This is a genomic window from Nocardia sp. NPDC049149, assembly GCF_043197455.1.
Classification (GTDB): Bacteria; Actinomycetota; Actinomycetes; order Mycobacteriales; family Mycobacteriaceae; genus Nocardia.
The window spans coordinates 121,485-142,073 of sequence record NZ_JBICTD010000007.1 but is presented as its reverse complement, the minus strand read 5'-3'; the positions used below and the strand labels follow the sequence as shown (position 1 = coordinate 142,073).

20 protein-coding genes are annotated in these 20,589 nt (G+C 67.4%); 8 read left to right on the top strand and 12 right to left on the bottom strand.

Annotated elements, in window-relative coordinates:
- The first annotated feature begins 10 nt into the window (after nucleotides 1-10).
- The 3 genes from ispG (at nucleotide 11) to ACGFNJ_RS28220 (ending at nucleotide 4,060) form a co-directional block, all read left to right on the top strand.
- A complete protein-coding gene (gene ispG / locus ACGFNJ_RS28230; protein ID WP_069161815.1) occupies nucleotides 11-1,168 on the top strand; it encodes a flavodoxin-dependent (E)-4-hydroxy-3-methylbut-2-enyl-diphosphate synthase in 1,158 nt (385 codons plus the stop codon).
- 97 nt (nucleotides 1,169-1,265) lie between these two features.
- Complete coding sequence (locus ACGFNJ_RS28225; RefSeq protein WP_393454498.1) at nucleotides 1,266-2,132, top strand: GNAT family N-acetyltransferase; 867 nt, start codon at nucleotides 1,266-1,268, stop codon at nucleotides 2,130-2,132.
- A 164-nt stretch (nucleotides 2,133-2,296) separates the two neighbouring features.
- The gene (locus ACGFNJ_RS28220; RefSeq protein ID WP_393455356.1) at nucleotides 2,297-4,060 is read left to right on the top strand and encodes a penicillin-binding transpeptidase domain-containing protein; all 1,764 of its coding nucleotides are present in this window, start codon (nucleotides 2,297-2,299) and stop codon (nucleotides 4,058-4,060) included.
- On the opposite strand, the gene ACGFNJ_RS28215 is transcribed toward ACGFNJ_RS28220, so the two are convergent.
- From ACGFNJ_RS28215 to ACGFNJ_RS28205, 3 genes are all read right to left on the bottom strand, one after another.
- Complete coding sequence (locus ACGFNJ_RS28215) at nucleotides 4,054-4,215, bottom strand: hypothetical protein (RefSeq protein WP_393454495.1); 162 nt, start codon at nucleotides 4,213-4,215, stop codon at nucleotides 4,054-4,056. The genes ACGFNJ_RS28220 and ACGFNJ_RS28215 overlap by 7 nt on opposite strands.
- Nucleotides 4,216-4,625: 410 nt before the next feature.
- Nucleotides 4,626-5,126: a peroxynitrite isomerase gene (locus ACGFNJ_RS28210; RefSeq protein WP_393454492.1), complete on the bottom strand. Its 501-nt coding sequence runs from the start codon at nucleotides 5,124-5,126 to the stop codon at nucleotides 4,626-4,628.
- A 100-nt stretch (nucleotides 5,127-5,226) separates the two neighbouring features.
- Nucleotides 5,227-5,583: a winged helix-turn-helix transcriptional regulator gene (locus ACGFNJ_RS28205; protein WP_393454489.1), complete on the bottom strand. Its 357-nt coding sequence runs from the start codon at nucleotides 5,581-5,583 to the stop codon at nucleotides 5,227-5,229.
- Between the two features lie 71 nt (nucleotides 5,584-5,654).
- Between ACGFNJ_RS28205 and ACGFNJ_RS28200 the strand changes: the two genes are divergently transcribed.
- Complete coding sequence (locus tag ACGFNJ_RS28200) at nucleotides 5,655-6,407, top strand: SDR family oxidoreductase (protein ID WP_393454486.1); 753 nt, start codon at nucleotides 5,655-5,657, stop codon at nucleotides 6,405-6,407.
- Here ACGFNJ_RS28200 and ACGFNJ_RS28195 read toward each other — a convergent pair whose 3' ends face one another.
- A complete protein-coding gene (locus ACGFNJ_RS28195) occupies nucleotides 6,408-7,214 on the bottom strand; it encodes a hypothetical protein (protein ID WP_393454483.1) in 807 nt (268 codons plus the stop codon). It abuts the gene before it with no gap.
- A gap of 54 nt (nucleotides 7,215-7,268) precedes the next feature.
- Nucleotides 7,269-8,231 carry a hypothetical protein gene (locus ACGFNJ_RS28190; RefSeq protein WP_393454480.1) on the bottom strand — a complete coding sequence of 321 codons (963 nt, stop codon included), beginning with the start codon at nucleotides 8,229-8,231 and terminating at the stop codon, nucleotides 7,269-7,271.
- A 343-nt stretch (nucleotides 8,232-8,574) separates the two neighbouring features.
- Between ACGFNJ_RS28190 and ACGFNJ_RS28185 the strand changes: the two genes are divergently transcribed.
- On the top strand, nucleotides 8,575-9,018 hold the full coding sequence (locus ACGFNJ_RS28185; protein WP_393454477.1) for a DUF4254 domain-containing protein: 444 nt from the start codon (nucleotides 8,575-8,577) through the stop codon (nucleotides 9,016-9,018).
- A gap of 1 nt (nucleotide 9,019) precedes the next feature.
- Here the strand turns inward: ACGFNJ_RS28185 and ACGFNJ_RS28180 are convergent, their stop codons facing one another.
- Entirely contained in the window at nucleotides 9,020-9,520 is a 501-nt protein-coding gene (locus ACGFNJ_RS28180; protein ID WP_393454474.1) for a hypothetical protein, read from the bottom strand.
- A 103-nt stretch (nucleotides 9,521-9,623) separates the two neighbouring features.
- A complete protein-coding gene (locus tag ACGFNJ_RS28175; RefSeq protein WP_393454471.1) occupies nucleotides 9,624-11,006 on the bottom strand; it encodes an APC family permease in 1,383 nt (460 codons plus the stop codon).
- Nucleotides 11,007-11,222: 216 nt separating this feature from the next.
- Here ACGFNJ_RS28175 and ACGFNJ_RS28170 point away from each other — a divergent pair, with 216 nt between their 5' ends.
- Nucleotides 11,223-12,062, top strand: a complete 840-nt coding sequence (locus tag ACGFNJ_RS28170) for an ABC transporter permease (RefSeq protein ID WP_393455353.1) — start codon at nucleotides 11,223-11,225, stop codon at nucleotides 12,060-12,062.
- Nucleotides 12,059-12,868 carry an ABC transporter permease gene (locus ACGFNJ_RS28165; RefSeq protein ID WP_393454468.1) on the top strand — a complete coding sequence of 270 codons (810 nt, stop codon included), beginning with the start codon at nucleotides 12,059-12,061 and terminating at the stop codon, nucleotides 12,866-12,868. The genes ACGFNJ_RS28170 and ACGFNJ_RS28165 overlap by 4 nt, the downstream gene beginning before the upstream one ends.
- A gap of 13 nt (nucleotides 12,869-12,881) precedes the next feature.
- Here the strand turns inward: ACGFNJ_RS28165 and ACGFNJ_RS28160 are convergent, their stop codons facing one another.
- From ACGFNJ_RS28160 to ACGFNJ_RS28150, 3 genes are all read right to left on the bottom strand, one after another.
- A complete protein-coding gene (locus ACGFNJ_RS28160) occupies nucleotides 12,882-13,742 on the bottom strand; it encodes a helix-turn-helix domain-containing protein (RefSeq protein WP_393454465.1) in 861 nt (286 codons plus the stop codon).
- Nucleotides 13,743-13,930: 188 nt separating this feature from the next.
- Nucleotides 13,931-15,040, bottom strand: coding sequence for a hypothetical protein (locus ACGFNJ_RS28155; protein ID WP_393454462.1), 1,110 nt, complete (start codon nucleotides 15,038-15,040; stop codon nucleotides 13,931-13,933).
- A gap of 130 nt (nucleotides 15,041-15,170) precedes the next feature.
- On the bottom strand, nucleotides 15,171-15,515 hold the full coding sequence (locus ACGFNJ_RS28150) for a YggT family protein (RefSeq protein ID WP_393454459.1): 345 nt from the start codon (nucleotides 15,513-15,515) through the stop codon (nucleotides 15,171-15,173).
- A 524-nt stretch (nucleotides 15,516-16,039) separates the two neighbouring features.
- Between ACGFNJ_RS28150 and ACGFNJ_RS28145 the strand changes: the two genes are divergently transcribed.
- Complete coding sequence (locus ACGFNJ_RS28145) at nucleotides 16,040-16,399, top strand: DUF4254 domain-containing protein (protein ID WP_393454456.1); 360 nt, start codon at nucleotides 16,040-16,042, stop codon at nucleotides 16,397-16,399.
- A 186-nt stretch (nucleotides 16,400-16,585) separates the two neighbouring features.
- Here the strand turns inward: ACGFNJ_RS28145 and ACGFNJ_RS28140 are convergent, their stop codons facing one another.
- Together ACGFNJ_RS28140 and ACGFNJ_RS28135 are read right to left on the bottom strand one after the other, a co-directional pair.
- Entirely contained in the window at nucleotides 16,586-19,888 is a 3,303-nt protein-coding gene (locus ACGFNJ_RS28140; RefSeq protein ID WP_393454453.1) for a hypothetical protein, read from the bottom strand.
- 106 nt (nucleotides 19,889-19,994) lie between these two features.
- Nucleotides 19,995-20,588, bottom strand: a complete 594-nt coding sequence (locus ACGFNJ_RS28135) for a DUF4126 domain-containing protein (RefSeq protein ID WP_393454450.1) — start codon at nucleotides 20,586-20,588, stop codon at nucleotides 19,995-19,997.
- Nucleotide 20,589: the final 1 nt, after the last annotated feature.

Sequence of the window (20,589 nt, the reverse complement as noted above, 5' to 3'; positions counted from 1 at the left end):
GGCACCGAAGGTGACCAGCACAATCGGATTGGGGATGCCCGCCGCACCAGCGGCCGTTCTCGCTCCTCGACGCAAGACCCGCCAGCTGCGCGTGGGCAATGTCGGGGTCGGTAGTGATCACCCCGTCTCCGTGCAGTCGATGACCACCACCAAGACCCACGACATCAACGCCACCCTGCAGCAGATCGCGGAGCTCACCGCGTCGGGCTGCGACATCGTCCGGGTGGCCTGTCCGCGGCAAGAAGACGCGGACGCGCTGGCCACGATCGCGCGCAAGAGCCAGATCCCGGTCATCGCCGACATCCACTTCCAGCCCCGCTACATCTTCGCGGCCATCGACGCAGGCTGCGCCGCGGTGCGCGTGAACCCGGGCAACATCAAGGAATTCGACGGACGAGTCGGCGAGGTGGCCAAGGCCGCAGGCGCCGCTGGCATCCCGATCCGCATCGGCGTCAACGCCGGTTCGCTGGACAAGCGAATGATGGAGAAGTACGGCAAGGCCACTCCCGAGGCGCTGGTGGAGTCCGCGCTGTGGGAGGCGAGCCTGTTCGAGGATCACGGCTTCGGCGACATCAAGATCTCGGTCAAGCACAACGACCCGGTGATCATGGTCGAGGCGTACCGGCAGCTGGCCGCGCAGAGCGACTACCCGCTGCACCTCGGGGTGACCGAGGCGGGTCCGGCGTTCCAGGGCACCATCAAGTCCGCGGTGGCGTTCGGCGCGCTGCTGTCCGAAGGCATCGGCGACACCATTCGTGTCTCGCTGTCCGCGCCGCCTGCCGAAGAGGTGAAGGTCGGCGGGCAGATCCTGCAGTCGCTGAACCTGCGCCCGCGCAAGCTCGAGATCGTGTCCTGCCCGTCCTGCGGTCGCGCCCAGGTCGACGTGTACACCTTGGCCAACGCGGTGAGCGCCGGGCTCGAAGGCATGGAGGTGCCGCTGCGCGTCGCCGTGATGGGCTGCGTGGTGAACGGGCCGGGCGAGGCGCGCGAGGCCGACCTCGGTGTCGCCTCGGGCAACGGCAAGGGGCAGATCTTCGTGAAGGGCGAGGTCATCAAGACGGTGCCCGAAGCACAGATCGTCGAAACCCTCATCGAAGAGGCCATGCGCATCGCCGAAGAGCTCGGCGAGGAAGCAGGCGCAGGCGACCCGGTGGTCACCGTCGGGTAGTTCCGCAGGGGGGACGGCAGCCAGCCGCGTGGCTGAGTTCGGTGTTGCGTTCGGCATAGCCGTACCACATCGCAGATTTTCGTGGCAGGCTGTCAACGTGCGGAGTCTGCTGGAGCCGACGCGAAGGGCGAAGTACGTCCCCGCGCGGCAGCTCGCGAACCGGGACCTGGGGCAGGTCCTTCGAATTCTGGATGCCGATCCGGTGGCCTCGTGTATGGTCGCGGCCCGGCTGCAGGAGTTCGGTCTGGATGCCTCGCGCTGTGGGCAGGGTGAGCTGTGGAGTCGCGGCGGCCCTGCGGAGTCGCTGTGTTTCTCGGGCGCGAATCTGGTTCCGCTGCGCGGCGACCGTGATGCGTTGCGCGCGTTCGCGGATCGGGCGATCCGATGGCCGCGGATCGCGTCGTCGGTGGTCGGGCGTCGAGAACTGGCGCTGCCGCTGTGGGAGATGCTGGCCGATCACTGGGGTCCCGAGCGCGAACTGCGCGGCGAGCAGCCGCTGCTCGCGCTCGCGCAGCCACCGCTGGTCACGCCGGACCCGAATGTCCGCCGGGTGCGTCCCGACGAGCTCGACCGCTATCTGTGTGCGGCGATCGCCATGTTCATCGAGGAGGTCGGGGTCGATCCCCGGGCCGGTGACGGCGGTCGTGGGTATCGGCGGCGCATTCAGAGCCTGATCGAATCCGGCCGTGCCTGGGCACGTTTCGAGGACGGTGAGGTGGTCTTCAAGGCGGAGGTCGGGTCGCTGTCGCGGCGCACCGGCCAGATTCAGGGCGTGTGGGTGCATCCGGAACATCGCGGGACCGGGCTCGGCACCGTGGGCACGGCGGCCATCGCGAACGCGGTGGTGGCGTCCGGGCGCACCGCGAGCCTCTATGTGAACGACTACAACGAGGTGGCCCGCCGGGCGTACAGCCGTGTCGGTTTTCGGCAGATTGCGACGTTCTCCACGATCCTGCTCGATTGACTCGCTTGGCTGAAAACCGGTTCAGTAGAAAGCAACACGGAGCGGCGGCCGCGTTTGCCCGACGGTGACTACTACCATCTGTGCCGATGCCGACCAGTTCGTACGCACCCTGCGGGGTGTCCGCACCCAGGATTGATCCGGTGAGAAAACCGCTGCTCATCGCAATGGCCGTCGCGCTCGTCGCGCTGCCGGCCGTCGGCTGCGCACGGGCGCCGCAGGGTCCGACTCCTGCGGCGGACGCGTTCGTCGATGCGTTCGCGCGCCGCGACCTCGCGGCGGCGGCGAAGCTGACCAATCAGCCGGAAAAGGCCAGTGCCGCACTACGTTCCGCGTGGGAGAAGCTGCAGGGCGACACGCTCAGCGCCCGCACCGGTTCGGCCAGGGTCACCGGCGACACCGCAACGGTCGACTACACCTACGAGTGGCGGCTGCCCAAGGACCGAACCTGGCGCTACACCGGGCAATTGCAGATGGGACGCAGCGACGGTCGCTGGACCGTGCGCTGGACGTCGTCGAACATCCACCCGAAACTCGGTGACACCCAGACATTGTCGCTGCGCGCCAATCCGGCGCCGCGCGCGCGGGTGAACGAGCAGGCCGGCAGCGATGTGCTGGTCCCCGGCCGGGTTTCCCGGGTGGCGTTCACCGCGGCCGACGCCGCGGACCCGGGCCAGGTCGCGACCGTGCTGGCCGCAGTGCTGAGCCGATTCGATCAGCGGCTCACCCCGGAGTCGATTCGCGACGCCGCCGTTGCCGCGAAGGGGGCCTACACCGTCGCGTTGCTCAGCGAGGCCGAATCCGAGGAGGTGAACACCGATCTCATCGGTTTGCCCGGCGTCACGATCACCTCGCAGTGGGACCTGGTGCCCACCGACCGCGACTTCGCGCCCGACCTGCTCGCCCAGGTGCGCAAGACGGTGATCGCCGAGGTGGACGGCAAGGCGGGCTGGAGCGTGGTCACCATGAACGCCAACGGCGTCGACACCGATGTGCTGAACGAGGTGCCGTCGCAACCCGCGCCCTCGTTCTCGCTCAGCGTGGATCGCAACGTGCAGAACGCCGCGCAACGGGCGGTCGATGCGCGGACCGAGCAGGCGATGCTGGTGGCGATCCGGCCGTCCACCGGCGCGATCCTGGCGATCGCGCAGAACAGGGCCGCCGACCAGGACGGTCCGGTCGCAACGATCGGCCAGTATCCGCCGGGTTCGGTGTTCAAGACGGTGACCGCGGCCGCCGCGATGTCGACCGGGCTGGCCACACCGGACACGGTGCTGCCGTGTCCGAGCCGAATCACCATCGGGGAACGCATGATTCCCAACTACAACCTGTTCACCATCGGTGACGCGCCGATGATCACCGCCTACGAGCGGTCGTGCAATACCGCGTTCGCCACGGTGGCCAGCAGGCTGTCCGGCGGCGCGCTGTCCACGACCGCCACGAAACTCGGTGTCGGCCCGAGCTTTACCGTCGCCGGGCTGCCGACGTTCACCGGGTCGGTGCCGCCGTCGGACGAGCTGGTCCAGCGCACCGAGGACGGCATCGGTCAGGGCAAGGTGGTGGTCAGCCCGTTCGGCATGGCGCTGATGGCGGCCACCGTCGCGCGTGGCTCGGTGCCGGTGCCCTATCTGATCGCGGGGCGCACGACGACGGTCGAGCGCGCGGCCCCGGCCCTGACGCCGCAGGTGACTGCCGGGTTGCGGGCGATGATGCGCCGGGTGGTCACCGGCGGCACCGCCGAACGGATCGCCGATCAGGGAGAGGTGTACGGCAAGACCGGGGAGGCCGAGGTCGACGGTGGCTCACACTCGTGGTTCGTCGGTTATCGCGGTGACATCGCGTTCGCGACGTTGCTGGTGCGGGGTGGCAGCTCCGACAATGCGGTCGCGGTAAGCCGCGACATGATCGCCGCGCTGCCGCCCGGTTACTGATCCGCGCAGTCGGGCGCCTGGTTGCTGAACGCCGAGTTGGTGGCTGCGTTGTCCAAGATTGCGGCTCCGGCGTCACCGCCGTCGAGGATCTGCACGGCGGCCGCCCCGCTGAGGATGATCGCGACGCTGGCCAGAATGGTGGTGGAACGCTTCATTGTTCGGCTCCCTCGGGTCAGGGGTATCGACGGGGGGAAGGTCGTGGCTGCTCCGCGAAGGGTTCACTTCACGAAGTTGTCTGGAAGTTTGCTGACATCGGAACCGTAGGCAGAGATCGATTCGTTGAACAAGGGCATGTGGCGGACCGCACGATAATGGCCATTGATAGCCGTGCCCAGTCGAAAGTGTTGCAGCTCACATATCGAGTGAATCCCGGTGAGACTACCGCCGGGTGCGACGCATTTTTCGCGGAATGCGTCGATGACGAAACAACTACAGGAGAGCGGTGATTCGGCCAGATAAAATTGCGAATCCGGCGCTGCGCGACGGAGGGTGTCCGGATTTCGTGGCGAACGAGTCTCGCGGATGACCCCGGTCGCCTAGGCTGTCGCGCTCTTGTCGCGGTGCCCTAATCGGCTTTGCGCAAGGTGGCGGCGAGATGGTGTTGCAGAGGCTCGCCCACCGCGGCCATGCGCAAGGTGTAGTCGATGGTGTCGCCCTTCAATTGAAAGGTGCGACCGAGGGCGGTGACCATTTTCGCGGTGCTGGTGCGGGCGATGCTGGTGGAGTCGAATTCCAAATGCAGTGCACCGTCGGCGACATTCAGTGCGCCCTCGCATATTTCGGTGATGCCGGTCGGGTGCGCCAAGATCAATTCGACGCGATCGGGGGTCGGGCAGCGCAGATAGCCGGTTTCGGCGTGCAGCGGCCTGCCGTCGTCGGCGGCGCGGGTGCGCTGCCGGTAGGTGAGGAACGGGCGGCCGAGGTGGCCGAACCGGACTTCCTCCAGGTAGTCGAACGACTGGATGGTCGGGTATTCGCCGTGACCGTTGCCGCGCCAGGTGCCTAGTAGCGGAGCCAGGGGTGCGATGCCGGGATGGGGTGCGATTGACGGTTGGGGTTCGACCACGGCGCACAGCCTAAACCTGTTGGTTCGCGCGATGTTCCCATACCGCCGAATTTTTGACCAGGTTAAGGTTCGCGTCACTTGCAGCCGGGTAAGCCGAAGGTCACCTTGTTGAATCGTCCGACTGAGTGAGCGCCGACTCCCAGCGTTGCGACCATGCCCACACCGGCGCCAGCGCGACGGTGAGTTCCGTTCCCGCAGTGGTGAGCTCGTAGGACTTGTCCGCGTTCTTCACGATCAGTCCTGCGCTCTGCAGGTGCTGCAACCGCACCGAGAGCATGCTCGATGAGCAGTTGTCCATCCGCCGCCGCAGCTCCAGGAACCCGAGCCTGCCGGGTTCGAGCTCCCATAGCACGCGCAAAATCCACCGCTGGCCCAGCAGTTCCATCGCGGCCAGCGGTGGTGCGTGTGCCGGATCGACCCGGCCTCGCGGCGGCTTCGCGCCGTTTGCACTTCTCATTCAGAACTACCATAGTGGTTCTGAATTAGAAGCAATTCGCCGGCGGTCCGCCCGCGATCGAGAGGGAGACCGTGAGCACAGCAGCCGGACGACGCATCGTTCTGATCACCGGGGCCTCCCGCGGCATCGGCGCGGAAACCGCACGTACCCTCGCCGCCCGCGGTGATCACGTGCTCATCAACTACCGCGAAAAACTCAAGCGCGCCACGGTGCTTGCCGAAGAGATCGCCGCCGCGGGCGGCAGCGCCGCCCCGGCGGGTGCCGACATTGCCGACGAGAACTCCGCGCGCGCACTCATCGACGGCATCGCCGAACAGTTCGGCCGCCTGGATGTGCTCGTGCTCAACGCCTCCGGTGGGCTCGAACGCAACGCCGCCCCGGACTACGCCATGGCGATCAACCGTGACGCGCAGACCCGCCTGGTCCGACTTGCCTTGCCGCACATGCCAACCGGTGCCCGCATTGTTTTCGTCACCAGCCACCAGGCGCATTTCCACGGCCGCAAGCCAGTACCCGCCGAGTACGAACCCATCGCCGCGAGCAAGCGCGCGGGCGAAGATGCGCTGCGCGCCATGATTCCCGAACTGACGACCCGCGGCATCACCCTGCACACCGTCTCCGGCGACATGATCGACGGCACTATCATCGTCCAGCTGCTCGAGCGCCGAAATCCCGATGCCGTCGCCGCGCGCCGCACCCAGGCCGCCTTGCCCACCGTCGCCGAATTCGCCGGCGCCGTAGCCGAAGCCACCGTCAGCACCGCGGAATCCGGCCACACCACCTACGTCGGCGGACCCGACTATCTCGCGGACGTCCCTGCCTAGTCAGGACCACATGGTGAGGTCGCCGCGTCTGGTCACGCCGAGGAACGCACCGACCGAGATCCGTTTCCCGCCACCGGTGGCGGGCAGCACCTGGTGCAAGTTCCTCGGGCAGAACAGGATCAGCTCACCGACTCGGGGCGCGACGGCGTGCGCGGCGACACCGTCGACCGCACGGGCCGAGTAGCCGCAGCACACCGGGTTCTTGAACACCTCGATGTCGTTCGTCCACAGCCGATCCCAGATCTGCGTTTCCCCGCCGCGGCGGGGTGCACGGTAATAGATGTTCCAGGCCAGCTGATTCTCGATAGCGCCGATGGTCCAGCGCGGCGCGTCTCGCGGCGCCCAGTCCGAATGGATGCGGGAGCCACCGGAGAAATCGCGGATGACGCCCGCGTAATAGCGCCGCCGTCCCCACCGCGCGACCTCGACGCGACCCGGCCACACCGCGCTCAGGGCGGCGAGCACGACCTCGACCGGATGCGGTCTGCCGCGAAATATCGCGTCGCGAATCCGCTCCGCCGCCGGCACTTGCGCGAAGTACTCCGCCGGTGCGTCGCAGCGCTCGATCTGGCTGACCCCGATCCGGCCGACCGACGAATCCACCCTTTCGTACGAGCCGAATCCGTGGCCGAGCATCGACTCCACCGAGCGGATACACGATTCCACCGAGATCACATTCGGCACCCGAATGGCGGATATCTCGTTGGCCAGCAACAAATTCAAGGCGGCCGAGGTCAGCGATTCCTGCTCCACCGCAGGCCAGTCGCGATGTCCCGTTACCCCGGGGCGGCCAACGCTGCCGGCCATATGCGTTTCCCCTCGGCCAGTTGGATACCCCTGAGTATCCCACGACGCGGCAGGTCAGTGCGGATGATCAGGCCCCACCGGCGGCCACGGCGTATCGGCAAGAATGCGAACGGCATCGGACCGAATGAGTTCCAAGCTGAACTCCGCCGCGCGAATCTCGCTGGGCACCACCGAAAGCCGCTCGGTGGTCGCGCTCTGCCGATACTGTGAACCACGCGGTTCGAACAGCAGTTTCGTGCCGTTGCGGAAGCTCAGCATGCCGAGGTCGATCACGTGTACCCGATGATGTTGCGGCACCCACGCCCTGGACACCACCCACACCTCGACACCCGCCGCGACATGCGTGCGCACGATGTCCTCGAGGATGGCGAGGTCGTCGGAACTGTCGAAAACGAAGATCCGCTCGACGGCAAGGCCGAGCCGCGCGATCGCCGAACGCTGGATCTCCAGGAAGCGCTGGCCGAACGCGGCCTTCCAGAATCCGAAGGGCCCCATGCTCATCGCGCGATAGGCCTGCACATCGTCGAGCGACCGTGCGCGCACGCTGTACGGCCCGTCGACGCTCACGGTGACCGCGCCGTTCGCCAGCTCGCGCAGGCTGGCCAGCAACTCTTCGGCTTTGCTTCGCCGCATGTCCTCGAAGACCTGAACCGCGCCGTGCTGATCGATGGCCTGGTAGGCCGAGACATAGTCGAGGACGAATTGCTTGCACGGCGGCGGCGCCGAGACAACAGGCGAAATCTCGCGCACCGCAACAGAAACCTGGTCGGCTTGATTACGGAGTTCGGTGCGGACATCGCCCGCGGTTTGATCCAACCGCAGCACCTGCTCGATCAACAATCCGATACAGACACCGAGCAGGCCGACAATGATCGCACCCTGCAACGTTTTCGATTTGTCGACCAGCGGCGGGACGACGGCGAGCGCCAGCGAGAGCAGGATGCCGACGGTCCATAATGCTCGGCGGACCCGATGGGCGCGCTGGCCCGGTCCGCCGCGGGAGCCGTCACCAACCACTCAGCGAGTATCGCAGATCGGCCTGGTCGCCGGGTCTGATCTCCGGCCCGCCGAATTAATGCGTGGGTGGGTTTGGCATAGCCGCAGGATATTAGTTCCGAGTGGCAGATTAAGGTGTGGTCACTCCGCGTTTGCCGTGGTCACAGGGTTTCGCGGACGGGCAGGTATGGAGGTGGCGGAGACGAGCGTGTCGGACGAGCGGAAGTAGGTGAAATCGACGTGGAGGGGGGAAGTCTCGTTCACGCTATCGATGTGTGCCGGGTGCGCGATGCGCTGTGGCGGGGCCGGCGACGGCACCGCCGGCAGGCTGGGGCGTGCCGCCGGACCGGGCGGGGGAGCTGAAGTGCCCAGCGACCGCACGATCCCTGGCAGGGATCTGCTACTCGCCGCCTTCCGCGGCTTCCCGCACGACGATCATCCGATGCTGGAGGCGGCGGGCGAGCTGGCCCAGTTGCACCTTGCCCGCGAGCGCATCCCGGCCACCGAGGCGATCAAGCTCGACCGCCAGCGCATCCAGCTGGTCCGCACGATCGATCGGTGGGTCACCCTGGCCACCCCGGTCCCGGAGCTCGCCGCACCCGAACACACCGAAACCGTCGGCAGACTGGTGGATCGGCTCGCGGGCATGACCGCGCAGGCGTTCGCCGCGTTGGCGCACGCACCGGAGGCGGTCTTCTACGACGCGTGGGTACGGATCGATGAACTGGCCGACGTCTACCAGGACCTCATCGACGATCTGCGCATCGGCACCCGCCGATTACCCGACGATCCGTATCAGGACTGCTGATCTACTTGCCGCGTCCGAACAGCCGGAACGACCGGCTCTTGCGTTGCGGCAGTGTCGCATAGACCATCGTCATGTCGGCGAACACCTCCGCCTCGCGTTCCCGATCGACCCCGAATTCACTGCGCCCCAACACATGTCTGATCGACTGCGGCGAGAGCGACGGCAGCAGGACGGTCAGGGCGGGCGGCAGCGGTTCGGTGCGCTCGGCCTCGGCCGTGCCGTGGCCGAACAGCATGTGCCCCACCTCGTGCAGGATGATGTGGTCGGCGTTGCGGCCGGTCGCGTCGGCGTCGTAGATGATGATGTCGTCGTGGTTGCGCGCGACCCACAGACCGCCTCCGCCGCAACCGATCTCGGTCAGCTGGGCCTTGGGTGCGGTGTGCAGGCTGATGGACCGGCCACGGTGTGCGGCCACCGCCGCCAGGTAGGTGGTCAGGTTCCACGGGTTGGGGAGGGGCACGGTCCGGGTCGCATCACCGAAACGAGCTTCCATGCTGGTCATCGAGGCACACCTTACCCACCGTGCCGGTCCGAGTCACGGGCTGATTCGGGCCGATCGGACATGAGAATGATCATGTCGCCGCTCCGGTGCTTGCTAGTTCGGGCTACTCGGCCGGTGGTGTCGCGGCGGCCGGTTCGGCGTGCGTGAACCGGATGACGAGGTAGTTCACGCACCACAGCACCACACCGATCGCGAGCAGCATGCCCGCGATCACATACTGCTGTGGATTGCGGTCGGTCCACGGCCCGACCAGGAATCCACACGTCAACGCCCCGATCACCGGCAGCGCCGTGGGCGTGCGGAAATGCTCGTGCGTCACCGGATCTCGACGCAGCACCAGCACGGTGACGTTGACGACGGTGAACACGGCGAGCAGCAGCAGCGCGGTGGTGCCGCCGAGTTCGGGCACCTCGGCGACGAACGCGATCAGGCCGAGCGCGAGCAAGGTGGTGAACAGCACCGCGACATACGGCGTCCGCCGTCCGGCATGAACCCGCGCGAGTTGGGGCGGCAGCACCCGCTGCTTGGCCATGCCGTAGAGCAGGCGGCTGGCCATCAACATGTTGATGAGCGCGGTATTGGCGACCGCGATCATGCTGATGTAGGCGAAGACGTGCGTCGGGAACGCGGGCGCGCCTGCCTTTACTACTTGCAGCAAAGGCGTGTCGCCCTGACCGAGTTGGGCGATCGGGACGAGGGCGACCGCGCTGATCGACACGAGAACATAAATGACGGCGGTGATGCACAGCCCCGCGAGCAGCACCTTCGGGAAGATCCGGCTCGGTTCCTTGCATTCCTCGGCCATGTTCACCGAGTCTTCGAAGCCGACCATCGCGTAGAAGGCCAGCGTGGTCGCCGCGATGACGCCGCCGATCGCGGTCCGGTCGCCCGTCTCGAATTCGGTGATCCTGCTGAAGTCGCCGTTGCCCGCACCGAGTGCCCAGCAACCGATTCCGATGACGAGCAGCAGGCCGGTCAGTTCGATGCAGGTGAGCAGCACATTCAGCTTCACGCCTTCGCTGACGCCGCGCAGGTTCACCAGCGCGACGACCACCATGAACGCCAAGGCGATCAGGGTGATGGCCGTCCCTGGACTCAGGTTCAGATCGAAGGCCGCCGAGAAGTTCGCCCCGAATGCGCGCGACGCGGTCGACGCGGACGTGATCCCGGAGCACATGACCGCGAACGCCACCATGAACGTGAAGAACTGGATGCCGAACGCTTTGTGCGTGTACAGGGCGGCGCCCGCGGCGTGTGGATATTTGGTGACCAGCTCCAGATAGCTCATCGCGGTGACCAGCGCGACGAGGAACGAGACGACGAACGGCACCCACACCGCGCCGCCGACCTCATTGGCCACCTTGCCGGTGAGCGCGTAGATCGACGAGCCGAGGATGTCGCCGACCACGAAGAGCAGCAGCAGCCACGGGCCCATCACCCGCTTCAGTTCAGGTTCTTTGGTCCGCTCGGCGGTGATGTCGGCCATGTGGGCTGCCCCTCCCGTATTCGTCAACAGATGGTTGAAGTACCCACACGGCCCTGAAACTAGTCGACCGGCTCTTACTTTGGATGTGAAAACACCAATGCGGTGAACCGAATGGCCCGCTGTCTCGGTATCTCCTAGGACAACCGCCAACGACATGCGGCAGGTGCTGGGTTCCCGGCAATTCGGTGCGGGCTTCCGCAGGATGAGAGCGTGCAGATGAGCCTGCTGACGGTCGCGTCGCGGCCGCGGATCGGGACGGTCGGCCCGGGGTGGACCGGGACGATCGCCCAGTGGTGGGTGCTGACGGTCCGCCTGATCCGGCCGTCGTGGCGCAATGGGGAACTGGTGACCGCCGTCCTGGCGCCGGTGGTGTTCACCCTGGGCTTCTATGTGCCGTTGAACCTGGTGATGAGCGGGTACGGGCATGGGCTCAGCAGCTACGCGCAGTTCCTCCTGCCGATGATCGTGATGCAGGCGGTGGCGTTCTGCGCGACCTCGGCGGCGTTTCGGGCGGCCACCGATGCCAAGGACGGGCTCACGGTGCGGTTCGGTGCGCTGCCGATGCCCGCAGCGGTGCCGCTGGCGGCGCGGATCACGGCCGCGCTGTATCGTGCCGTCGTTTCGCTGGCGATGGCGCTGGTGTGCGGTCGGCTGATCGGCGCCGAGTTCTATGGAAGTGCTTGGGACACAGTAGGTTTTGTGGCGTTCTCGGTGCTGGTGACGGTGGCGCTGTGCCTCGGCGCCGACCTGATCGGCAGCGTGACCGGGAACCCGGAGGCGATCACGCAGGTGCTGGTGTTCCCGCAGCTGATTCTCGGCCTGGTCTCCACCGGGCTCGCGCCTGCGAACCAATTCCCTTCGTGGTTACAAGGTTTCGCGCGCAATCAGCCGGTGTCACAGTTCGTCTACGGGATGCGTGCGCTGGCCGGTGATTCGACCGGCAACGCGGGCGTGGTCGGGTGGGCGGTGCTCGGGCCGGGGCTGGCCTGGGCCGTGGGGATGATGCTGGTGTTCGGTGTGCTCGGCGCGGCGGTCGCGATGCGGAGGTCGGGATGACGACCGAAGCGCTGCCGATGGCGCCCGGCCGGACCGAGACATGGCGGTTGCTGGTGCCGCAGACCGTCATTCAGACCAGGCGGCTGTTGCTGCGATGGTGGCGTGACCCGTTGACGATGGTGCAGTCGCTGCTGTTTCCCGCGGTGCTGCTGCTCGTGCTGAATACCGTGCTCGGCAAACAGATCTCGGTGTTCGCCGGGGCCAGTGCGCTGTACGGCTCGGTGCCGATGGTCGCGCTGGTCGGGGTGATGTCGGGATCGCTGGCCGGTGCGATCACGCTCGGGCGGGAGCGTGATGAAGGCTTGCTCGCCAGGCTCTGGGTACTTCCGGTGCACCGCGCGTCCGGGCTCGCGTCCCGCATTCTCGCCGAGGGTGTGCGAATTCTGTTGTGCACCATGGTGTTGTTCGCGGTGGGCGGGATACTCGGGTTCCGCTTCGAACAGGGCGTGCTTGCCGCGATCGCGCTGTTCGGGGTGCCGCTGCTCTACGGGCTCGGCTTTGCCACGCTGGTCACCGCCATTGCCGTGTTCGCCGCGAAATCGGCTCTGGTGGAGGCGGTTTCGCTCGGCTCGGCGATCATGATGTTCTTCAGCACCGGGTTCGTTCCGCTGGCCGCGTATCCGCGCTGGGCGCAGCCGATCGTCGCGCATCAGCCCATGACGCAGGCGATCGACGCGATGCGCGGGCTGTCGCTCGGCGGTCCGGTCCGCGGTCCGCTGCTGGCGACGGTGGCGTGGTCGGTCGGGGCGATCGTGGTGTTCGCGGTGCCCGCGGCGGTGGGCTACCGGCGGGCCAGCCGGGCCTGATCAGCCGGCCTGATCAGCCTAATCGCGCGGCGGCCTCGGTGATCAGCTCGGCAGAGTCGCGCGGGCTCAGCGCCATTGCGCGCAACTGGTCGAAAATGACGCCGAAGCGCCGGATTTCGGGATGGCCCTCGATCAGTTCGTCGCCGGCGATGCCCTCCACGTACACCAGCTCCGGATCGGCGGGATCGTGGAAGTCGAGCAGCGTGAAGGGCCCTGCCATGCCGGGATGCGCGCCCGCCTCGAACGGGAGGATCTGCAGGATCACGTTCTTGCGCTTGGTTTCCTGGAGCAGGCGATCCAGCTGGCCGCGCATGACGGCGGTGCCGCCGACATGGCGGCGGATCGCGGCCTCGTCCATCACCACCCACAGCTCGAGCGGGTCCTCTTTGGTCAGGTTGGCGGCACGATCCATCCTGGCTCGCGCACGGTCCTCCATCACCGACGCCTCGACCTTCGGCATCCCGGTGTCGATCACCGCCGTCGCGTACTCCATCGTCTGCAAAAGCCCTGGGATGATGGAGGTCTGGTAGTGCCTGGCGGACAGCGCCTCGGCCTCGAAGTTGATGTAGGCCGCGTACACCTCCGACACGCTGCCCTCGTACGCACGGGACATGCCGGGCTTGAGCGCATCCGACAGCAGCTCGATGGCGTCGTCGCGCTGTTCGTCGGTGACGCCGTAGAGATCGAGCATGGCTTGCAACGTGCGTCGCTGCGGGCGGGCCTGCGCGGTCTCGATCCGATACAGCGTGGTGACGTTGATGCCGGTCTTCGAACTCACGTCTTCTTTACTGAGCTCGGCATGTTCGCGCATCTCGTGCAGCATGGCCGCCAGTCTGCGCAGCCGCACGGTCAGGACGGTGCGCTTGCCTGCCATGGCAACATCCCTTTCGGTTCGCCAAGAGCCCGCAACCTGCCGCAATAGCGCAGCGGGAGGGCGGTCGTAGCCTTAGAGATTACAACCTTCCAGAATGGTCCGGTCCAAAGTTGACGTTCCAGATATGCGGGACAGGGTCTTTGATCTTGCCACCCGGCCGGGACCTCCGCTTTCGGGTAGCGGTGGTGTCATGCGGGAGTGCCGAGGCCGTCGGTTCGGCGCAGCCAGAGTCTGCTCGCGGTCGCGTCGTCGCTGGTGGCTACGAGCAGAGCGCCCGCGAGGATGCCGAGCCGTGCCTGGGCCGCGGCGACCGGAAGCCCGAGGTCGCGCCAGGCGGTGCAGTCGCGATTGGTCGTCATGAGATGGGCGGTGCCATCGATGCGAACGGTGGTGAATACCTGCGGATCTCGCAGCAGCACCTGCGAAACCTCGACGGTGACGCCCGACGGGCCCGTGGTGGGGGAACTGGTGGTGGTAGGCCAGCAGAGCAGCTGCGGCGGGGCGGCGATGGTTTGGCCGAACAGGACGCAGCCGATGCGGTCGCAGCCGACCCGGGTGGCCACCGAATCCTGGCCGGGTAGGTCGATGCGCTGCCAGGTTCGGCCGTCGGGCGATGTCCATGCCAGCGGGAACAGTGCGCTGCCGCGCAAGGTATTGCCCGCGACGACGAAACCGGCAGGCCCGGTGGCGACGCCCGATGCGCCGGTCAGCTCGCCGGGCGGTGCGGCCAATGCCGGGTCGTCGGCCTGCCGATCCCAGTGCACGCCGTCGGTCGAGGTCCACACCGCCGCGCCGTATCGTCCACTCGTGCCGTCCCATTGGCCGACCAGCAGATCGGTGGCACCGAGGGTGGCGGCGGCGTTCACCGCGATCGCGTGCGGGCCGCCGAAGAGCTCCATCGCCTGCGGGTATTCGACGAGTGTGGTGCGGGTTCCGCTCCAGCTCGTCATACGTGGATTGCTGTGTGCGCCACCGAAAGCCTGGCCGAGGACAACGATCCGATCCCCGATGCCGACCGAGATCAGTTCCGTCTGAAAGGCGTAGGGGCTGTGTGGTTCGACAGTGACTGTGCGCCAATCACTTCCGTCGGTGGTGGTCCATGCCGCCGGTGCGCGGCCCTCGGGGCCGGGCACCGACCCGACGGCGAGCAGCCCGCCCTCGACCGGCGTCAGCGCGAGAATGCGTGCACCGGACGAGGGGAGGGGGAGCTCGCGCCACTCCGAGGTGGGGGCGTCGGCAGCGCATGAGGTCAGCAGGGCGAACACCGAGAGGAGCGCCACGACCAAGGATCGGCCCATCCGCCCACTGTGCCAGACCTACGCCGGTTTCGATGGAATACCTTGCGGGCCAATCCCGCTCAGCTCGACGAGTGGCACATGGTGGAGCGGCTTACTCGGCAAATGCCTCGGTCATGTGCCACTCGTGCGACTACAGGCTGTAGGCGACCGCGCGCAGGATGAGCGCGACGATGAAGACCGCCGTGAACGCCAGGTCGAGGGAGAAGCCGCCGGTCCGCACCGGCTTGAGCACCCGCCGCACCGGTGCGATGACCGGCTCGGTCCCCGCGTGGGTCAGGTCGCGGGCCCGGCTCACCCACGGCTGCCTCGGTCCGGTGGACAGCGCGTCGATCCAGTCGAAGACCAGCCTGGCGAGCATCACCAGGATGAACAGCGTCAGTACGAACCCGAGCAGAGCTCCGATCAAACCCATCCCGACCTCCTCGTTAGTGGCCGTGTGGCCGTCTACCCGCATCAACGCGGCAAGCCTACGCATGGTGTCCTCTTTGCCGGTTTTCTCAGTCGATTATCAGACACTGGCAGTTCGGGATTGACGGACCGGTAGGAATTGTTTTAGCGCGCTGAGTATGTCGTGTGAATCGAGTGTGAATATCGAACTGGGAACGGTTTGTCGGCGCACGGCATGGCGGGTTGCTCGAGGGATGCTCGACGGGCACGATGGCCTTCATTCGTGCACGGATGTGATGGGTGGTTCGGCGCCTACTCTGTTGCGGCTAGCCCACTCTGGGGCAGGCGACACGCCGGTGAATGGGCGGGTGCAGCAGTGCGGACGCACTCTTGCGTTCTTGCAAATGTAAGAGCATGATCCAGCTAGCCTAGTTGTGAACAACCGATCCGATGACCGGGATAACCGAATCGAGAGCCAATTATGTTGGGACAAAGCGTGTTGGTGTCGGGTGAGCCTGGGGTGTGGCGATGAGTGCTCCAACGGTGGGGGTACTGCCGACCGCTCCGCAATTACTGTGTGCCTTTCAGGGGCGGCGTTTTCAGGACCGAGAAATGCTCAGGTCCGCGCACGCGCTCGCTGAGCTACACGCACGCCGTCAGCAGGTGCGGGACACCGCAATGATTATCGAAATAGATTGTCGCCGAAGCGAGCTCGTCGACGACATCAATGACTGGATCGGCAAGGAGATTCCACAGCATCGCAACGGGGCTTCCCTGCACACCGAGAGCCTCGGCGCGGTCGTCGACCGGATGGCACGCAGCTGGGTGGACGCGAATCAGGCCATCGATGCCGAGGGCGCGCGCAGTGACAACACCCATAAACACTGGTACCACCTGGCCGAACTAGTTGACGGGTACACTGATCTGGTAACCGACGTGGCCGGTGGCCGCCGCCGATTGCCCGAGCAATAGTGACACTGCCCGACAGCGTCGCTGCCCGAAAGGCGACGTCCCGAGCGTAGTCATCCGACCAGTGGCTGCACTCGGACGATCACGTCGCCTGCACAGTGACGGCGGGCGCAACGGGGCGCCCCGCCCGGCGTGCCGCGTGGTCGACTGGCGCGGCACGCCCGCAGGGGTTTTCGTCTTCTTTCGCAATCATTCGGCTACGGTGAAAACCTCGTGTGCCGCAACCCGGACATCACTGCGCCCATGCGTCCGCATGCGGGCGAGCAGGTCCACCCAGGTAGGCGTCCAGCCGAAATGGCTGCCGCACTGGGAAATCAACGCCACGGTCGCCAGGCCGGTCGCCACATCCACACTGACGGACAGTTCGCGTGCCACCGCCGCCATCGTGTCCGATTCGACCATCCGCAGGGTGCGGGTCAACTGTGTTCGCAGCTGCTCGGCCGGGTAGTTCACCAGCGCACCTCGGCCGAGCTCACAGGCCCGCTGGATGGAACGCACGCTCGATGCGCCGTCCGCCCAGCGGATCTGCGCGAGGAACAGCTCGATCGCGAGCCGCCGCCAGGCCGGGTCGGTGCCGAGCCGCTCGGCGACCGCTACCGCGATCGTGCGCGCCTCTTCGGAAAGCCTTGCCGCGACACCGAGCCCGCCGACGCCGGTGAGTAGCGCGGAAAGCCGTTGCCGGGCAGGCAGATCGCGCCCGGGGAGGTCGACTCCCTCGGCGGCGAGCAGCCGATCGACCGCCGCGGGAACATGCTCCCGATAGCCGCTGGCCACGAGCACCCGCGCCGCCTGCTGCCACAGGCCGACCTCGCCGAGATCGGCGAGCCTGCGCACCAATAGGTCACCGGTGTCCTCCGGCGCCCACGGAAACCACGCGCCCAACACCCCCATGGCCTGGGCGGCGAGGTGCACATCGGCATTGCCTGCCAGCTCCCGCACCAGCGCTGCCATCCGATCCCGCTGCGGAATCGGCAACAGTGCAGGCGCGAGATTCAGCGCCTCGCTCGCGACCGCGGCATCCGTGGTGGCCTCGGCCAGGATCCGCCAGGCCTCGGCATGATCCAGCAACCAGCGGCAGGCGAAGACCACCGCGCGTTTGACGTCGCGATGCTGGTTGGGGCGCTCCCAGATCGCCAGCACCGAGGCCATCGCCTCCGGCGCGTGCAACGACGCGAGCAGTCGCACGCCCTCCTTCAGCGAGGTGATCTTCGTGGAGTCGACCAGCGCCGTGAGCGCACCGGCGAGCCGATCGGGGCCGATGCTCCTGGCCCGAGAAGCGATGCCGCTCACCGCGACTCGCGCCCGGTCGGAATCCACGTACCGGCTCAGCACCCGGACCGCTGCCTCGGCCTCCTCGCTGCGACCGAGCGCGGTGAGCGCGGCCTCGGCCACCGTGAGCTCGGCGTGGTCGAGGTACCCGACGAGGCGCTCGAAGCTGCCCGGCAGCTGGCCCAGTTGGCGTACCGCCCATGCCTTCTCCCACGGCGACGGTTCCTTGGCCCGCACCAGACCGGCAAGCGATCGGGCGTAGAGGTCGAGCTGCCGGGGCGTCCAGCCATGGAAGCCACCCGAAAAGGAGAGCACCAGACGCACTTTCGGTGCGAGGAAGCGCCCCGGCGTGGCTCCGGCGAGCACCAGGTCGAGCAGATCCGTACGGCGCGTGCCGATCAGCTGCTGCACCCGGGGTAGCGAGATCAGCGATCGGTCTCGGTTCAGTAACGTGGCCAAGTGCTCGTCGCGAGTGGCCGGGTTGGCCAAGGCCAGGTCGACCGCTTCCCGGATGACGTGATCGTTCCTGGCGCCGCAGGCCCGAAGGATCAGTTGCTGCAGGGCTGCCACATTCCAGGCGCGCCTGGCCAATCCGTGGCCGAGGCGCAGCGTGAGATCCCACTCGTCCCGCACGGCGTCGCTGTCCAGTCGCGGCCGCAGCGCCGCGAACAGCCGATGCTCCACGCCGCGCGGCAGATTCCGATCCAGGTGCCACAGCGGCACCGTGCTGCTGTGTGCCGCAAGGCTTTCGATCAGCCGGAGCGCGGCGTCGGTGAACGCCGGGTCATCGGCGCGGGCGCCGTGCACCAGCAATCCGCGCGCGAGCACCCCGACCGCGTCGGTGGTGGCAGGCGAGCGATCGCGGGCCTGTAACGCGTCGGTGGCCAGGATCTCCAGTGCCGAGAGATGGTCGGCGCGCAACAGCGTCGGCGGGATGCTGTCGACCGCGTGCAACGCATTGCGCCGCACCGGATCCTGCTCGTTGCGCAGCCGCCGCAGCGACTCGAGCAGGGTGGCGATCACCGCGGGATCGCGACTGCCGATCGCCGCGACCACCAGCAGCGGATAGGCCTCCGCACGCTCGTCGGCAGTCGGCCGCCGAATGCTCTCGCGCAGTATGGGTTCGGCCTCCTCCCAGGTGAGCCGGGCGATCAGTCGCTCGCGCACCGAGCGGTCCTCGGAGCCACCGTGCGTGGCAAGAAGTTCGCGGGCCAGGGTCGCCCGTGCGTCCTTCGACAGGCTGTCGAGGGCAGCGAGGTCCAGTCGTGCGGGGTCGACCCCTGGCTGGATGAATACCTCCCGCACCACCTCGGTGCGCCGATGCGGCGGCAGCGTGTGCAGGAAGCGCTGCCGCTGATGTGCGCCGTAGGCGGCGAACACCGGCAACAGCCGCTCGTCCGGGAGCTCGCGCAGCGCGGTGAAGAGGGCGCGACCGGCCAACCCGGTGCCCCGCCCGCTCGGATGCAGGATCAGCGAGACGACGGCACCCGCATCGTGGCGAGCCAATGCGCCGAGGATCCGGTCGAGGCCGGCGAGCGGTACGTGCCGGACCGCCTGTGCGGCGAGCGCGAGCAGCCGATCCGGATGGCGCAGTGCGGATGTCGTCGCGGTCGCGGCGATGCGCGGCCACAACTCGCGCCACTGCGACTCGCCCGCCCGCGTCGCGCTGCCCTCGAGGTAGTCGAGCACCACCTCGATGTGCTTGCGGCCCAACGCCTGCCAGCCGGTGACCGCATAGGCGAGGTCGGGGAGGAACTCGGCGACGATCGGGGTGGAGCAGTTCGGCAGCACCCGTGCCGCCTCGGCGTCGCCGAAGTGCCGCCGCACCTCCGGCAGCAGCGCGTCGGCCAGCTCGGTGCCGCACGAACGGCGGCCGATCGCGCGGTACAGCGTCTTTCGCGTCCGCTGCGCCAGCCGCGGCACCCGCTCGACCAGCACCTGCGGTTCGGCGCCGACTCGGATCAGCGCGACCGCGGCGCGGGACACGAACTCCTGTCCCACCGAATCGAGCTGTGCCAGTAGATGATCGCGGTCGCCGGCGATCGCGGCGAGGTGGATCGAGATGATGCGCTCGTACCGGCCACGCGCTGCCAGCTCGGTCAGCAGCGGTCCGAGTTCGGCCGTGCCTGCCAACTGCACGGCGACCGCCGCGATCGCGCGTCGCCGCTGTGGCGCGGACAACGGCTCGATGTCCTTGAGGAGCTTCGTCGCCGGTGATGCCATGGTTCGACGGCCAGCCTTTCGTCGATCTCGCACGGATCCGCGTGCTGGTGTGAGGATAGTTCGGGCACACCGGGTTTCGCGGAATCGAAGAATGGAGCGGGGGCGCTCAGGTCGCGACCGCGCGCTGCGCTCTGCGTTCTCGTCGGCGACGAAGGTAGCGGCGGATCCGGGTGGCGAGGAACAACACGAGCACCACCCCGAGTACCAGCAGTGTGCCTGCGACGAGCGCCGCGGGCAGCGGGTGGAAGACGGCGAGCGTCACGATCCCGGCGACCGCGCTGTCCTCGGCGGTGCTCATCACGATGTTGCTGGCGGGCTCTGGCGAAGTGTTGATCGCCATCCGCGTCCCGGCCTTGACCAGGTGACTCACCAGTGCGGTGATGCCGCCGAGTGCGCCGGCCGCCAGCTCGGGCAGCGAACCGTCCTGTCCCGCAATCAGTGCCGCGACGACCGCGCCCGAGGCGGGGCGCACCACGGTGTGCAGCACGTCCCAGAACGAGTCGAGGTAGGGGATCTTGTCGGCCACCGCCTCGATCGCGAACAGGACGGCGGCGGCGATCAGCACGTCGGTGCGCTGCAGCGCGTCCGGCACCGAGTCGGCGACGCCGAACCGGCCGAGGAGCCCGAGCAGCAGCACCACGGCGTAGGCGTTGACCCCGCTCGCCCAGCCCGCGGTGAAAATCAGGGGAAGTGCTGACACG

What these genes read in the sequence shown, in the direction of transcription:
- ACGFNJ_RS28155 (WP_393454462.1), bottom strand. Translation starts at nt 15,040, where the DNA reads ATGGGCCGATCCTTGGTCGTGGCGCTCCTCTCGGTGTTCGCCCTGCTG.
- ACGFNJ_RS28165 (WP_393454468.1), top strand. Translation starts at nt 12,059, where the DNA reads ATGACGACCGAAGCGCTGCCGATGGCGCCCGGCCGGACCGAGACATGG.
- ACGFNJ_RS28175 (WP_393454471.1), bottom strand. Translation starts at nt 11,006, where the DNA reads ATGGCCGACATCACCGCCGAGCGGACCAAAGAACCTGAACTGAAGCGG.
- ACGFNJ_RS28215 (WP_393454495.1), bottom strand. Translation starts at nt 4,215, where the DNA reads ATGAAGCGTTCCACCACCATTCTGGCCAGCGTCGCGATCATCCTCAGC.
- ACGFNJ_RS28140 (WP_393454453.1), bottom strand. Translation starts at nt 19,888, where the DNA reads ATGGCATCACCGGCGACGAAGCTCCTCAAGGACATCGAGCCGTTGTCC.
- ACGFNJ_RS28180 (WP_393454474.1), bottom strand. Translation starts at nt 9,520, where the DNA reads ATGACCAGCATGGAAGCTCGTTTCGGTGATGCGACCCGGACCGTGCCC.
- ACGFNJ_RS28205 (WP_393454489.1), bottom strand. Translation starts at nt 5,583, where the DNA reads ATGAGAAGTGCAAACGGCGCGAAGCCGCCGCGAGGCCGGGTCGATCCG.
- ACGFNJ_RS28220 (WP_393455356.1), top strand. Translation starts at nt 2,297, where the DNA reads ATGGCCGTCGCGCTCGTCGCGCTGCCGGCCGTCGGCTGCGCACGGGCG.
- ACGFNJ_RS28160 (WP_393454465.1), bottom strand. Translation starts at nt 13,742, where the DNA reads ATGGCAGGCAAGCGCACCGTCCTGACCGTGCGGCTGCGCAGACTGGCG.
- ACGFNJ_RS28195 (WP_393454483.1), bottom strand. Translation starts at nt 7,214, where the DNA reads ATGGCCGGCAGCGTTGGCCGCCCCGGGGTAACGGGACATCGCGACTGG.
- ACGFNJ_RS28170 (WP_393455353.1), top strand. Translation starts at nt 11,223, where the DNA reads ATGAGCCTGCTGACGGTCGCGTCGCGGCCGCGGATCGGGACGGTCGGC.
- ACGFNJ_RS28150 (WP_393454459.1), bottom strand. Translation starts at nt 15,515, where the DNA reads ATGCGTAGGCTTGCCGCGTTGATGCGGGTAGACGGCCACACGGCCACT.
- ACGFNJ_RS28145 (WP_393454456.1), top strand. Translation starts at nt 16,040, where the DNA reads ATGCTCAGGTCCGCGCACGCGCTCGCTGAGCTACACGCACGCCGTCAG.